Origin of the sequence: Kitasatospora cheerisanensis KCTC 2395 (assembly GCF_000696185.1) — a bacterium.
Lineage (GTDB): Bacteria > Actinomycetota > Actinomycetes > Streptomycetales > Streptomycetaceae > Kitasatospora > Kitasatospora cheerisanensis.
The window spans coordinates 5010694-5023994 of the sequence record NZ_KK853997.1 but is presented as its reverse complement, the minus strand read 5'-3'; the positions used below and the strand labels follow the sequence as shown (position 1 = coordinate 5023994).

General features: G+C 74.4%; 12 protein-coding genes. 1 reads left to right on the top strand and 11 read right to left on the bottom strand.

The annotated features are described in order from the left end of the window. Window positions 1-9 precede the first annotated feature (9 nt). The 5 genes from KCH_RS22865 to KCH_RS22845 form a co-directional block, all read right to left on the bottom strand. Window positions 10-1080 (bottom strand): protein kinase family protein, encoded by a 1071-nt coding sequence (locus tag KCH_RS22865; RefSeq protein WP_035865760.1) that lies wholly within the window; start codon window positions 1078-1080, stop codon window positions 10-12. A 246-nt stretch (window positions 1081-1326) separates the two neighbouring features. Beyond that, complete coding sequence (locus KCH_RS44800) at window positions 1327-1572, bottom strand: hypothetical protein (RefSeq protein WP_035865758.1); 246 nt, start codon at window positions 1570-1572, stop codon at window positions 1327-1329. A 160-nt stretch (window positions 1573-1732) separates the two neighbouring features. After that, window positions 1733-2047 carry a WhiB family transcriptional regulator gene (locus tag KCH_RS22855; protein WP_051654023.1) on the bottom strand — a complete coding sequence of 105 codons (315 nt, stop codon included), beginning with the start codon at window positions 2045-2047 and terminating at the stop codon, window positions 1733-1735. A gap of 223 nt (window positions 2048-2270) precedes the next feature. Beyond that, the gene (locus KCH_RS22850) at window positions 2271-2690 is read right to left on the bottom strand and encodes a hypothetical protein (RefSeq protein ID WP_157032160.1); all 420 of its coding nucleotides are present in this window, start codon (window positions 2688-2690) and stop codon (window positions 2271-2273) included. A 159-nt stretch (window positions 2691-2849) separates the two neighbouring features. Further along, window positions 2850-5135: an ATP-dependent DNA helicase UvrD2 gene (locus KCH_RS22845; protein ID WP_425268806.1), complete on the bottom strand. Its 2286-nt coding sequence runs from the start codon at window positions 5133-5135 to the stop codon at window positions 2850-2852. 166 nt (window positions 5136-5301) lie between these two features. Between KCH_RS22845 and KCH_RS22840 the strand changes: the two genes are divergently transcribed. After that, window positions 5302-5553: a mycoredoxin gene (locus KCH_RS22840; RefSeq protein WP_035865750.1), complete on the top strand. Its 252-nt coding sequence runs from the start codon at window positions 5302-5304 to the stop codon at window positions 5551-5553. Window positions 5554-5595: 42 nt separating this feature from the next. Here the strand turns inward: KCH_RS22840 and KCH_RS22835 are convergent, their stop codons facing one another. From KCH_RS22835 to KCH_RS22810, 6 genes are all read right to left on the bottom strand, one after another. Next, entirely contained in the window at window positions 5596-6375 is a 780-nt protein-coding gene (locus KCH_RS22835; RefSeq protein WP_035865748.1) for a GntR family transcriptional regulator, read from the bottom strand. A gap of 205 nt (window positions 6376-6580) precedes the next feature. Beyond that, window positions 6581-7522, bottom strand: a complete 942-nt coding sequence (gene nudC / locus KCH_RS22830) for an NAD(+) diphosphatase (RefSeq protein WP_035865739.1) — start codon at window positions 7520-7522, stop codon at window positions 6581-6583. Window positions 7523-7571: 49 nt separating this feature from the next. Then, window positions 7572-8969 carry a dipeptidase gene (locus KCH_RS22825; RefSeq protein WP_035865737.1) on the bottom strand — a complete coding sequence of 466 codons (1398 nt, stop codon included), beginning with the start codon at window positions 8967-8969 and terminating at the stop codon, window positions 7572-7574. Between the two features lie 78 nt (window positions 8970-9047). Then, window positions 9048-11873 carry an FtsX-like permease family protein gene (locus tag KCH_RS22820; protein WP_035865734.1) on the bottom strand — a complete coding sequence of 942 codons (2826 nt, stop codon included), beginning with the start codon at window positions 11871-11873 and terminating at the stop codon, window positions 9048-9050. Beyond that, the gene (locus KCH_RS22815; RefSeq protein ID WP_035865731.1) at window positions 11870-12634 is read right to left on the bottom strand and encodes an ABC transporter ATP-binding protein; all 765 of its coding nucleotides are present in this window, start codon (window positions 12632-12634) and stop codon (window positions 11870-11872) included. Before KCH_RS22815 ends, KCH_RS22820 begins: the two co-directional genes overlap by 4 nt. A 16-nt stretch (window positions 12635-12650) precedes the next feature. Continuing rightward, window positions 12651-13265, bottom strand: a complete 615-nt coding sequence (locus tag KCH_RS22810; RefSeq protein WP_035865728.1) for a PadR family transcriptional regulator — start codon at window positions 13263-13265, stop codon at window positions 12651-12653. Window positions 13266-13301 lie beyond the last annotated feature (36 nt).

The window sequence follows — 13301 nt, the reverse complement described above, 5'->3', positions numbered from 1 at the left end:
GACGGCCCGTCAGGGGCGCTCGGCCGGGAGGGGGCTCGCGGCGGGCCAGGCGGTGCGGATCCGGGTGGCGAGGGTCGCGCAGAAGCGGCCGAACAGCGGGAGGGCGGTGTCCGCGTCGGCGAGCGCGGCGACGGCGCGGACGCGGTGCAGCAGGCGGCGGCGCGCGGTGGCGGTGCCCCAGGTCCAGTCCCCGTGGGAGAGCCGGGCCAGGTGGTCCGCGGTGCCGCGTTCGGCCTTGGGGACGAGGGCGTCGCCGCGCAGCAGCCAGCCGGCGCAGGCGTCGGCGAGTTCCGCGGCGCTCGCGGCCTCGGTGCCGGTGGCGGCGCGCCAGGCGGTGCGGTAGGCCGCCTCGGCCTCGTCCAGGATCTCGGCGGGCGGGGCGGTGGAGCACCAGCAGGTGGGGAAGCCGATCCGCAGGTAGGCGAACTCGGCCGCGCCGGGGCCGAGCGAGGACTGCTCGAAGTCGACGAACCGGACGCCGTCCGCGGTGTGCAGGTCGTTGCCGGGGCAGGGGTCGCCGTGCAGCAGGGCGTGCCGGGCGGGGGTGGCGGACAGCCGGGCGAGCAGGGCCTCGGCCTCGGGGCGCAGGCCGGGTGGGGCGGGCACGTCGAGAGTGCGGGCCAGTGCGAGGAAGCAGCCGAGGTCGCGCCCGGTCGGCCCGGTCCAGGCGGGCAGGGCGGTGCCGGGCGCCGTTCCGGCGAGGTCGTCCAGGTCGGCGGGGGCGCTGGCGTGCAGCCCGGCCAGCGCGGTGGCGTAGTCGACCTGCCAGCCGGGGCCGGGGGTGCGGTCCTCCAGCCGTTCGAGCACCAGCACGCGCGCGGCGGGGTCGCTGCCGAGCACGGCGGGCACCACCCGGCGGCCGGGGCGGCCGGCCAGGCCGGCCAGGGCCAGCGCGGCGGTCTCGCGGGCGAAGCGGTCGTCGGCCCCGGGCGAGTCGACCAGTTGCTTCACCACGACCGGCCGGCCGGAGAGTTCGGCCCGCCAGACCCGGGAGCGCGGGCTGCTGACCAGACGACGGGCCTTGCGCGGCGGGCCGAGTTCTGCGCGCAGCCGCTCGCCGAGCGGGAGGGAGGACCACATGCGGGTCATCCTCGCACGGTCCGTTCGAGCACCGAACGGCAGTACGGCCCGGCGGAGTTGGGGCGGGTGCATGGATTCGCCGCGGGCGGGCAGACGACGTCCGGGCCGGCGGTGGAACTCCGGCCCGGCGGCGGCCGGGCCGGAGTGCGCCGATGGCCGGCTCCCCGGGCGGGGAGTCGGCCATCGGCGTTCAGGGGGTGGTCACCGGCGTGGGCGCGGGGCCGGCCGGCGGGGATGGAGCGTCCGTCACATCAGGGCGACGGCAAGGGCCTTGCGGGCGCGCATCGAGGCACGTTCGGCCTTGCGGCGCAGGCGGTCCGCGCGCAGCACCCGCAGGCCGAGGCGTTGCTCCTCGGCCTCGTGGAGGCGTTCCTGCATATGCGCACGTGCCAGGGATTCTTGGAGGAGATTCATCTCGAGGGTCCTGTTCTGGATCTGGAGTTCGGTGGTCTGCTCGGAGCGGACGGTCGGATCGATGCCGGCGGGGTTCATGTGGTGGTCCTGCTCGTGGTGCGTGGTCGGGAAGGGACGGGACAGTTCGGCGTCGGCCTTGGCGGCCGCGAGGCGTACCGAGTCGCGCAGTGCGGTGTCCAGCGGGGCTGCTCTCCCCGGCGGACGGCTGCGGATGCGGTGCGGGACATGGCTGCGGGGTTCACGCCATGACCTCGGTCTTGCGCGGACGGCCACGGGGGCGCTTGCGGGCGACGACGACGCCCTGGACGAAGAGCTCGCCGCCCCAGACGCCCCAGGGCTCGCGGCGCTCGAGCGCGCCGGTGAGGCAGGCGGCCTTGACGGGGCAGGTGCCACACAGCGACTTGGCGTACTCGACGTCGGCGGGCGTCTCCGCGAAGAAGACCTCCGGGTCGAAGGCCCGGCACGGGATGGCCTGCCCGAGCGAGTCGGCCTCGTCGATGGCGGTGAGCTGCATGAGTGTTACCTCCGGGGGGTCGGCCTGGTCGGCCTTGATGGTCTTGTCGGGTACGGACGGGAGGGGCGGCGGCGTGATGACCGTGGACACTTTGGGCGTCTTCCTCGTCTTCTTGGTGGATCCGGCCGGGCTCGTTGTTCGAGTTCGGCCGGAGGCCCCGTGGGGCCTGGGTGGGTCTTGCGTACCGGACAAAACAGAAGGGCCGCGGAACCCGGTTGCTGGGTTTCCGCGGCCCTGGAGGCACCGCCACTGACGGGTTGCGTCAGGGTCGTTCGCTCCAGGGTCCAGGCCCGCGGAAAGCCTGCTTCCGGACGGCATCGGCGCCGCGAACGGCGGCCGTGGCCAGAATGATCTGCTGCTGCTTCTGCTCGACTCCGGCACCGATGACCGCCGCATAGCGACCATGGGCCGCTTCTGCTGCTACTGCCTTCGGTGCCTGGGTCGGTCGCTCGTCGGACAGCGAACCGCCGTCGACAAACATGGCCCAGTCACGGGACGAACCCGCCTCGACACGGGTGCCCTCAGCATTGCCACGACCACTGACAAGGCAGTGCTCGGCAACCAGCAGGACTCCGGCGTTGCCGCCGGCCACGTCGAGACCCAGACCCGGCACGAGGACGCGCGCGGGCATGGCGAGGGTGGACATCGGGTCGGTCATTTTGGTGATCGTCTTCGTCGACACTGAACTCGCCTCCTCTCGGCGTCTCGCGGTGCCCAGTCCCCCGGGCTCCGATATCTGGTTGATGGTCAGCGCACGCAGAAACAAGCCCTCTGCGAGCGTTGCGGTCTCGTCCCCTTGACCGCTCCGGCAGGCTATTGCGCCGTACATGCGGCGCGCAAACTATTTTTCCGGCGAGTTCTCGGCCTGGTTCCCGGCCTCGTCCCCGGGCGAGTCCTGCACCGGCTCCCCGTCGGTCTCCCCCACGAGCTCCGGACTCTCCCCCGCACACAACAAGAGCACGTCGGAGCCGTACTTGTCCAGCTTCATGGCGCCCACTCCGGAGATCCGGGAGAGCTCGGCGAGGCTGCCCGGCACGTCCTCCGCGATGGCCGTCAGGGTGGCGTCGGTGAACACCACGTAGGCCGGCACGCCCTGCTCCTTGGCGTTGGCCGAGCGCCACTCGCGCAGCCGCTCGTACAGCGCCTCGTCCATGGTGGACGGGCAGCCCTCGCAGCGGCGGAGCTTGCGCTCGACGGCGTCGGTCAGGGTGCGGTCGCAGACCCGGCACTTGACGGGGCCGCGCACCCGGCGCGCGGCGGAGCGCTCCGCGCCCGGCTCGACGCCGCCGCGCCCGCCGCGGGTGCGCGCGCCGGGGCCGGAGGAGCCGGGGCGCAGGCCGTCCAGGAAGCGGGTGGGCTTGCGGGAGGCGCGGCCGCCCGGGGAGCGCGACAGCGACCAGGAGAGGGTGAGGAAGCGCCGGGCCCGGGTGACGCCGACGTACAGCAGCCGGCGCTCCTCCTCGATCTGCTCGTCGGTCTTGGCGTAGATGATCGGCAGCGTGCCCTCGGTGAGGCCGACCAGGAAGACCGCGTCCCACTCCAGACCCTTGGCGGCGTGCAGCGAGGCCAGCGTGACGCCCTCGACGGCGGGGGCGTGCTGGGCGGCGGCCCGGGCGTCGAGTTCGGCGACGTAGGCGGCCAGGTCGGCGGTTTCGCCGGCGGCGCGGCGGGCGGTCTCGAACTCCTCGGCGAGGCGCACCAGGGCGTTCAGCGACTCCCAGCGCTCGCGGACCGCGCCGGAGCCGGCCGGGGCGGTGGCGGAGAAGCCGCGGGTGGCGAGCACCGCGCGGACCTGGGCGGCGAGGTCGGGCGCGCCGGCGGTGAGCGGGTCGTCCGCGGCGCGGGCGGCGCCCTTGAGCAGCACGCCGGCCTCGCGGACCTCGGGACGTTCGAAGAACCGCTCGGCGCCCTTGAGCTGGTAGGAGATGCCGAGGTCGGCGAGGGCCTGCTCGTACACCTCGGACTGGCTGTTGGTGCGGAACAGCACGGCGATCTCGCTGGCCCGGACGCCGGTGCCGAGCAGGTCGCGGATCAGGCGGGCGGTGGACTCGGCCTCGGTGGGCTCGTCCGGGTACTCCCGGTAGGCCGGCTCGGGGCCGGCCTCGCGCTGGGAGACCAGTTCCAGGCGGTGCTGGGCGGCCTGGCCGCGGGCCTGGGAGAGCAGGCCGTTGGCGAGGTGCACCACCTGGGGGGTGGAGCGGTAGTCGCGGACCAGCTTGACCAGCGTCGCGTCGGGGTGGCGCTGGCGGAAGTTCAGCAGGTAGTCGGGGGTGGCGCCGGTGAAGGAGTAGATGGTCTGGCTGGCGTCGCCGACCACGCAGAGGCTGGCGCCGCCGTCGCCGCCGGTCCACTGGTCCAGCAGGCGCTGCTGGAGCGGGGAGACGTCCTGGTACTCGTCGACGGTGAAGTGGCGGTACTGGGAGCGGACGCGTTCGGCGATCTCCGGGCGGTCCTCCAGGATGGCGGCGGTGAGCAGGAGGACGTCCTCGAAGTCGATCAGGCCGCGCTCCTGCTTGGTGCGCTCGTAGGTGGCGTAGACCCGGGCGATCTCGGCCGGGTCGCGCGGGGCCTCGCGGGCGGACTTGGCGACGGCGGCGGGGTAGTCGTCGGGGACGACCTGGGTGACCTTGGCCCACTCGACCTCGGCGGTCAGGTCGCGCAGTTCGGTGCGCTGGACGCGCAGGCCGCTGCGGCCGGCCGCCTCGGCGACCAGCTGGACCTTGCGCTCCAGCAGGCGGGGGACGTCGCCGCCGACGGCGCGCGGCCAGAAGTACTGGAGCTGGCGCAGGGCGGCGGCGTGGAAGGTGCGGGCCTGGACGCCCTCGGCGCCGAGCTGGCGGAGCCGGCCGCGCATCTCGCCGGCGGCGCGGGCGGTGAAGGTGACGGCGAGGACCTGGGCCGGGTGGTAGACGCCGCTGCGGACGCCGTAGGCGATCCGGTGGGTGATGGCGCGGGTCTTGCCGGTGCCGGCGCCGGCCAGCACGCAGACCGGGCCGTGCAGGGCGGTGGCGACGGCGCGCTGTTCGGGGTCGAGCCCGGCCAGCACGGCGTCCGCCCCGAGGGGGGCGAAGGCGCCGTCGTCGTACTGCGGGCTGGGGGCGCCGAGGCCGGGGAGGTCATCCTGCATGTCTTCCATCCTCGCAGGCGCGCCGGACACTCCCGCGGTGTTGTCCACAGCCCGGCCCGGATGATCGGATCGTCCCACTGTTGTCCGTCCCGGAATGGGAGCGGCCCGTCGGACGTTTGATCCGTGGGCTGTACGCCCCGTCCGTCGACCGAAGGAGTCCCTCACCATGTCCGGCACCGTCACGATGTACAGCACGACCTGGTGCGGCTACTGCAACCGCCTCAAGAGCCAGCTGGACCGCGAGGGCATCGCGTACACCGAGATCAACATCGAGCAGGACCCGGCGTCGGCGTCCTACGTGGAGTCGGTGAACGACGGCAACCAGACGGTGCCGACGGTCGTGGTGGTCGGCGCGTCCGGCGAGCAGAGCGTGATGACCAACCCGAGCCTGCGCCAGGTCCAGGCCGCGCTGGTCTGATCCGGGCGTACGTGCTCCGCCGGCGGCCCGGCCCCGTCCGATTCAGTCGGTCGGGGCCGGGTCGCCGAGTTCGTAGAGCAGGCGGGCCCGGTCGGCGGCGTAGCGGGTCTCGACCACCCGGATCGGGCCGCGCCGGTCGCGGGTGACGCGGGTGTTGACCAGCAGCGGGACGCCGGGGCCGAGGCCGAACCAGGCGGCTTCGGCGGGGTCGGGCATCCGGGCGGTGAGGTGGTCGGTGGCGGCGGTCTCGACGCGGCCGAGGGCGGCCAGCGTCCGTTCGTCGCCGCCGGGGGCGGGCAGGTCCTGCATCAGCGGGGTGTCGGCGGCCAGTCCGGGCCGGTAGTGGCTGTCCTCGATGGCGTAGGGCTCCTGGGCGATCCGGCAGAGCTGGCGGCGCATCATGACGCTGTCCTCGGGCTGGAGTCCGAGCCAGGCGGCGATGTCGCGGCGGGCGCGGACGGCCCAGACCTCGTACTCGACGGTGAGGTCGACCCCGGCGGCCCGGGCCTCGGCGGCGTAGGTCTCGCCGCCGGCGGGCAGGGCGCCGCGGCGCTGCGGCCGGCCGTGGACCCGGTGGTCGTGGCGGGCGCGCCGGCGCAGGTAGGTGCCCTTGCCCTGGACGCGCACCACCCGGCCCTCGTTGACCAGGACGTCGACGGCGAGGCGGACGGTGTTGCGGGCCACCCCGTACTGCGTCTCCAGTTCGTTCTCGACCGGGAGCCGGCCGCCGTCCTCCCATTCGCCGGAGTCGATGCGGCGGCGCAGGTCGGCGGCGAGGCGCTGGTACTTGGGCGGGTTCGCGTCGGCGCGGGGGATCGTCACGCGAGCGAATGTAGTCAGGCCCTTCGTGGCATTTCAGCCGAACCGGGAAGCGCGGTCGCGGGCCGGTGCGGGAAACCCCGGCGAATCCGGTCGAAGGGTCGTGAACGGTTCCGGTCGGCGGTGCGGGGCCGGGCCGGCCCGCCCGTCGGGCGGAAGCACCGTGGGGGCGCGCGGAGTGCTCCGCACGCTCCCACGGTGGCGTCCGCTACCAGCGGGCGGCCGCCGGCAGCGGTTCGCCGTACCAGAGTTCCACCAGGTGGCGGGCGATCGAGATGCCGGACGGCGGCAGGATCTCGCCGGCCTCCATGCCGGCCCGGAGTTCCTCCCGGGAGAACCAACGGGCCTCGGACAGCTCCTCGCCGTCCACGGTGATGCCGGTGCCGTCGGGGTGCGCCCGACCGAGGAAGCCGAGCATCAGGCTGGACGGGAACGGCCAGGGCTGGCTGGCCACGTACTCGACCTCGGCGACCCGGACGCCCGCCTCCTCCAGCACCTCGCGGCCGACCGCCTGCTCGATCGACTCGCCGGGCTCGACGAAGCCGGCCAGCGTCGACCAGCGGCCCTCCGGCCACAGCGCCTGGCGGCCCAGCAGGCAGCGGTCCTCGCTGTCGGTGATCAGCATGATCACCGCCGGGTCGGTGCGCGGGTAGTGCTCGGCCGCGCAGGAGGTGCAGCGGCGCAGGTGCCCGGCCCCGGCCTTCTCGGTGCGGTGGCCGCAGCGCGAGCAGAAGGTGTGCAGCCGGTGCCAGTGCTCCAGGGCGACGGCGTGCACCAGCAGGCCGGCGTCCCGGTCGGAGAGCGAGCCGCCGACCTCGCGCAGGCCGGCCGGGCGGGCGTCGCCGTCCAGCCGGCCGGGCAGCGACTCGCAGTCCAGCGCGAAGTAGTGGACGCCGTCCTCGTCGGTGCCCAGGAAGTAGCGGGAGCCGCTCTCCGGGGCCTCGAAGGAGGGCAGCAGCACCAGTTCGGTGCCGCCCCCGGCGTCCACCACGAACGCCTCGCCGCCGGCGATCGGCAGCACCTTGGTGGTGGGGTGGCTCCAGGCGGCGGCCAGCCAGGGCTCGTCGAGCCGGCGGTGCGCCGCCCGGTCCACCCCGGCGCGGGCCAGCACGAGGTGCTTGGTGTCAGGGGCGCTGCTCAACTCGTCCATCCCCGTTCGCTTCGGTACGGCAGGTGCGGTGTCGGTTCGGGACGCGCGCTCACGGGCGGAAGTTCTCCGCGAGGTCGCCCCACAGGTACGCGGAGGTCTCGACGCCCTTGCGGAGCAGGTCGAGCTCCACCTTCTCGTTGATGGAGTGCCAGCCGTCCGAGGGCACCGAGATGCCGAGGAACAGCACCGGCGCGCCCAGCACGTCCTGCAGGTCCGCGGCCGGGCCGGAACCGCCCTCGCGGGTGAACAGGATCTTCTGCTCGAACGCCCGGCCCATCGCCCGGACGGTGGACTGCAGCGCGGGGTGGTCGAGCGGCGTCAGGCACGGGCGGGTCGCGCCGGGGAAGACGATCTCGTACCGGATGCCCTCCGGGACCTGCGCGGCGACCCAGGCGGCGACGGCCTCCCGGACCTTCTCCACCTCCATGCCGGCCACCAGCCGGAAGGACAGCTTGAGGTGCGCCTCGGCCGGGACGATGGTCTTGCCGCCGGGGCCGGTGTAGCCGCCCCAGATGCCGTTGACCTCGGCGGTCGGCCGGGCCCAGACCCGCTCCAGGGTGCTGTAGCCGGCCTCGCCCTGGGTGCCGTACGACTTGGCGACCTTCAGCCACTGCGCCTCGTCGAAGGGCAGCTCGGCGAACAGCGCCCGCTCCTCGTCGGTGAGTTCGACGATGCCCTCGTAGAAGCCGGGGATCGCGACCCTGCGGTCCGCGTCGTGCAGGCCGGCCGCGAGCGCGGCGGCCACGTCGGCCGGGTTGGGGACGGCGCCGCCGAACGAGCCGGAGTGGATGTCGCTGTCCGGGCCGGACAGGTCGATCTGGCAGTCCGCCAGGCCGCGCATGCCGGTGCACACGGTCGGGGTGGTCTCGGACCACATGCCGGTGTCGGAGATGATCACGACGTCGGCGGCTAGGCGCTCGGCCTCGCGGCGGACCAGGGCGGCGAAGCTCGGCGAGCCGGACTCCTCCTCGCCCTCGATCAGCAGCTTGAGGTTGACGGCGGGCGCGGTGCGGCCGGTGGCGGCCAGGTGGGCGCGGACGCCGAGGGTGTGGAAGAAGACCTGGCCCTTGTCGTCGGCGGCGCCGCGCGCGTACAGCCGGCGGCCGACCACGGTGGGCTCGAACGGCTCGGTGTCCCAGCCGTCCTCCTTGGCGGCGGGCTGCACGTCGTGGTGGCCGTAGACCAGCACGGTGGGCGCGCCCTCCTCGCCGGACGGCCACTCGGCGAACACCGCGGGCAGCCCGTCCGTCTCCCACACCTCGGCGACCGGGAAGCCGTTCGCGCGCAGCTTGTCGGCCAGCCACTCGGCGGAGCGGCGGACCTCCCCCGCCCGGCCGGGGTCGGCGGAGACGGAGGGGATGCGCAGCCAGTCGGCGAGGTCGGCCAGGAAGGCGTCCTCGTGCTGGTCGATGTAGGAGCGGACGGCGCTGTCCGGGGTTTTCGTCATACGGACGACTTTAGTTCGCCGGAAGGGGTCCGTGCCCACGGCCTCCCCCGGCCGTGAGCACGGTCACCCTCCCCCGCCTCAGGCGGCCCGGCGGCCCATCGAGATCCGGGACCGGGTGAGCAGCGCCGCGAGCAGCACCGCCACCGCGGGCAGGCCGATCACCATCGCCGCGAGGTCGCCCCACGGGATCGCGATCACCGCCTCGGGGGCGGTCTCGCCGGGCGCCGTGTACTGCGCCTGGTTCTGCGCGTCGAACAGGCGCAGCGCGATCGACGGGACGGCGCCGCAGAACAGGCCGAGCACCGATCCCATCGCGGCGATCACCCCGCACTGGAAGCCGGACAGCCGCCGCCGGATGCCGCCGCTCGCGCCGACCGCGGCCAGCGTGGCCAGGTCCTGCTGGGAGTCCGCGGCGGCCAGGCCGGTGGCGATGCCGGCGGCGCCGAGCGCCACCAGTCCGGCGAACACCGTCAGGCCGAGCGTGATCAGGTCGGTGGTCGGCTGGAAGCCGCGCTCGACCATGAGGATCGCGTTGTCGTCCAGCTTGGCGAGCGAGCCGGTGGCCTTCTGGACCGACGTGCCGGTCGGCTCGGCCGAGGGCAGCCAGAGCGAGCCGGCCTCCCGGACGCCCAGGCCGGCCTTTTCGGCGGCCTGCCGGGTCATCATGGCGGTCCCGAACGGGGTCGGGGACTGCACCTCGACGGCGTCGGCGGTGAGCAGGTGCTTCGCCGGGTCGTACGGCTCGCCGCCGGCCGCCTTCTTCTGGTCGTAGGGCTCGGTCATCTCCAGGTTGACCTTGCCGTTCTCGACGTAGCCGGCCCGGAAGACCAGCACCTTGCCGGCCGCGAGGGCCTGCTCGGCGGACGCGTCGTGCACCCCGAACAGGGTGTGCAGCAGGGCCGCGTCGCCGACCACGGTGTCACCGAACATGGTGCTCTGGAAGGCCCGCCGGTCGTGGTTGACCTTGCACCTGGGGTCGGTGTGCAGGCGCTCGAACTCCTCCGGGGTGCGGGCCCCGTCGGCCGGGCAGCGCTTGGCCTCCGGCAGCACGGTCTGGACCCAGCCGCAGGACCCGCCGGGCGCGCACTTGCCGGGCGCCGTGAGGTCCCAGACGTCGGCCCGGCCGCCGAGGCCGGGGATGGCGCCCTCGATCGCGTCGCGCATCACGGGCAGCCGGCCCTGGTCGGCGTTCGGGCCCCAGCCGGCCATCAGGGCGACGGTGTTGGCCGGCGCCTGCGGCATGTAGTCGCGGCGGTGCTGCTCGTTGCCGCTGGCGGTGAAGATGCCCACGGCGACGGCGCCGGCCACGGCCGCCATCACGGCGGCCACCGCGGGGGCGGTGCGTCCGCGGTGGCGCACCGAGTCGCGCAGCGCGAGGCGCGGGCTGAGCGGCAGGTAGCGGCCGAGCCGGCCGAACAGGCCGATCAGCATCGGCGTGCACAGCAGCATGCCGATCTCGGCGATCACCGAGCCGCCGAGCAGGCCGAGCACCACGGCGGTGCCGCTGGCCGCGCAGAGCAGCGCCAGGGCGGCGCCGCCGGCGACCATGACCAGGCCGATCAGGGCGACGATCCGGCTGGCGGGCTTGATGCCGCCGCGTCCGGTGAGCGCCGCCACCACGTCCTGCCGGGCGGCCTGGACGGCGGGGACCACGGCCGCGAGCAGGCCGGTGACCAGGCCGACCGCGGCGATCGCCAGCAGGTCGAGCGGCTGGAGGTCGAGGTGGCCGAAGCGGCGGCCGGCGAACTGTTCGGCGTTGTCGCGGAACACCGCGACCAGCAGCACGGCGATCACCAGGCCGGTGATCGCGCCGACCACGCCGAGCACCGCTCCGCCGCCGAGGACGACGGCGCGCACGTGCCCGCGGTCGCCGCCGCCGGCGGCGAGCAGGCCGAGCTGGCGGCGGGAGCGGCGGGCGCCGACCGCGAAGGCCGGTCCGGCGAGCAGCACGATCTCCAGCAGGGCCATGCCGACCACGGTGGCGGCGATCGCGACGGCGACCTTGTCGGGTCCGCCGCCCATCCGGTCGGGCCGGTTGAACAGCGGGACCGCGGAGTCGGCGGGCGGGTCCAGCAGGACGGCCTTCGAGGTGACCTCGAAGCCGTACTTGTTGAGCTCCATGACCTTCGGCCAGTCGACGACGCCGCCCGCGGGCAGCTTGACCAGCCAGGAGTCGTGGGTGAACGGGTCGGAGCCCCGGTCGGGGTCGGCCTGCGCGAGCGGGGCGATCAGCGCGCCGGGGCGGGCGATCAGCTCGGTGCGCTTGAGGTCGGCGGGGAACTCGGCGACCGCGGTGATGGTGTACGGCTTGGCATCCAGGCCGCGGACCGCGGTGGCGTCGCCGAGCCGCAGGCCGGACTGGTCCAGGAACTCCTGGGTCACGGCGATCTGGTTCGGCTGGGTCGGGGCGGTGCCGCGGACCAGGTTCAGCATGCCGTGCCAGACCGGGTCGGCGAGGTCGACCTCGACGGTCCCGACCGTCATCCGGCCCTCCTTGGTGGAGGCCGTGGTGCGCGGGCCGGCGGGCAGCTGCACCAGCGTGGAGCCGGCCGGCAGCAGCTGCTTCACCAGGTCGGCGGGCTCGGTGTCGGTGCTGCGCTTCTCCTCGGGGGTCTTCGCCCGGCCGTCGTCGGGCCGGTCGATCCAGCTGTCGTTGTTGGGGCTGGGCGCCTGCAGCACGGTGGCGCCGCGCATCGACATCTCGATCTTGGCGTCGGCGGTGCCCATGGCCCGGGAGACGGCCTCGCGCGGTTCGAGCTGGGCGCTGCGGGCGACCACGTCCACGCCGGCCACGCCGAGGATCGGGAGTGCGATCATCGCCACCACCAGGGCGCTGCGGCCCTTGGCGCGCATGGCGTCGCGGCGGGCGATCCGCAGGGCTGCCCGCCAGGCGGTCAGCCTCACCGGTCGTCGTCCTTCCGGGCGTTGGCGGCGGCGGTGACCAGCAGGGAGCCGGCGTCCTGCCGGGCGGTCTCGTCGACCAGCCGGCCGTCGCGCAGGAACACCACCCGGTCCGCCCAGGCGGCGTGCCGGGCCTCGTGGGTGACCATCATGGCGGCGGCGCCGGCGTCGCAGCGGGCGCGCAGCACGGCGAGCACGGACTCGCCGGTGGTGGAGTCGAGGGCGCCGGTGGGCTCGTCGGCGAGCACCAGGCGGCGCTGGCCGATCAGGGCGCGGGCGATGGCGACGCGCTGCTGCTGGCCGCCGGACATGTCGTCGGGGAAGCGGTCGGCGAGTTCGGCGATGCCGAGTTCCTCGAGCGCGGCGAGCGCCTCCTTGCGGGCGGCGCGGGCCGAGACGCCGTCGAGTTCGCGGGGCAGTGCGATGTTCTCGGCGGCGGTGAGCGCGGGGATCAGGTTGTAGTCCTGGAAGACGTAGCCGACGGAGCGGCGGCGCACGGCGGCGAGCTTCTTGCGGTCGAGCTCGCCGAGGGCGATGCCCTCGACCAGGACCTGGCCCTCGCTCGGGGTGTCGAGGCCGCCGGCGAGGGTGAGCAGGGTGGACTTGCCGGAGCCGGACGGGCCCATCACCGCGACCAGTTCGCCCGGGTACACCTTCAGGTCGACGGCGCGCAGCGCGTGCACCTCGGCGGCGCCGTGGCCGTGCACCCGGCTCACCCGGTCCAGGTGCAGTACCGGCTTGGCCGGCTTGAGTTCTTCGGTCATCGCTCCCCCAGGAGTTTCAGAGGCGGCCGCGGTCGCGGCTCTTGACGGCGCGGCGCGCGGGCGGCGCGGCGACGGGTTCGGCCGCGGCGGCGGCCTGTCGCTCGGCGTGCTGGCCGAGCCGGGATTCGCAGTGGTCCAGCCAGCGGATCTCCGCCTCGGTCTGGAAGATCAGCTGCTCCAGCACCAGCAGCCAGGCCAGGTCCCCGCCGGTGCCGGTGTCGGCGGCCAGCGCCCGGCCCTTGAGCCGGGTGTAGTCCTGCAGGGCCTTCATGCTGTGGCGGCGCTGGCCCTGGACGACGGCGGCGACGTCCACTCCCGGGACGGTCACCGCCATCGCCAGCTTGATCGCCAGCTCGTCGCGCGGCGGGTTGGTGCGCGGCACCGGGGTGTCGAACCAGCGGCGCAGTTCCGAGCGTCCCTCGTCGGTGACGGCGTAGAACTGGTGGCCCTCGTCGTCCTCGCCCGCGGACTCGACCAGGCCGTCCCGCTCCAGGCGGCCCAGGGTGGTGTAGACCTGGCCGACGTTCAGCGGCCAGGTCGCCCCGGTACGGGCCTCGAACTCGGATCGCAGCTGGTAGCCGTAGCGGGGGCCCTGGTCGAGCAGGGCGAGCAGGCCGTGACGGATCGACATACTGAGTATGTATACCCGGTATGGCCCGGGCCGCTC

What these genes read in the sequence shown, in the direction of transcription:
- KCH_RS22810 (WP_035865728.1), bottom strand. Translation starts at nt 13,265, where the DNA reads ATGTCGATCCGTCACGGCCTGCTCGCCCTGCTCGACCAGGGCCCCCGC.
- KCH_RS44800 (WP_035865758.1), bottom strand. Translation starts at nt 1,572, where the DNA reads ATGAACCCCGCCGGCATCGATCCGACCGTCCGCTCCGAGCAGACCACC.
- nudC (WP_035865739.1), bottom strand. Translation starts at nt 7,522, where the DNA reads ATGGACGAGTTGAGCAGCGCCCCTGACACCAAGCACCTCGTGCTGGCC.
- KCH_RS22840 (WP_035865750.1), top strand. Translation starts at nt 5,302, where the DNA reads ATGTCCGGCACCGTCACGATGTACAGCACGACCTGGTGCGGCTACTGC.
- KCH_RS22865 (WP_035865760.1), bottom strand. Translation starts at nt 1,080, where the DNA reads ATGTGGTCCTCCCTCCCGCTCGGCGAGCGGCTGCGCGCAGAACTCGGC.
- KCH_RS22845 (WP_425268806.1), bottom strand. Translation starts at nt 5,135, where the DNA reads ATGCAGGATGACCTCCCCGGCCTCGGCGCCCCCAGCCCGCAGTACGAC.
- KCH_RS22815 (WP_035865731.1), bottom strand. Translation starts at nt 12,634, where the DNA reads ATGACCGAAGAACTCAAGCCGGCCAAGCCGGTACTGCACCTGGACCGG.
- KCH_RS22825 (WP_035865737.1), bottom strand. Translation starts at nt 8,969, where the DNA reads ATGACGAAAACCCCGGACAGCGCCGTCCGCTCCTACATCGACCAGCAC.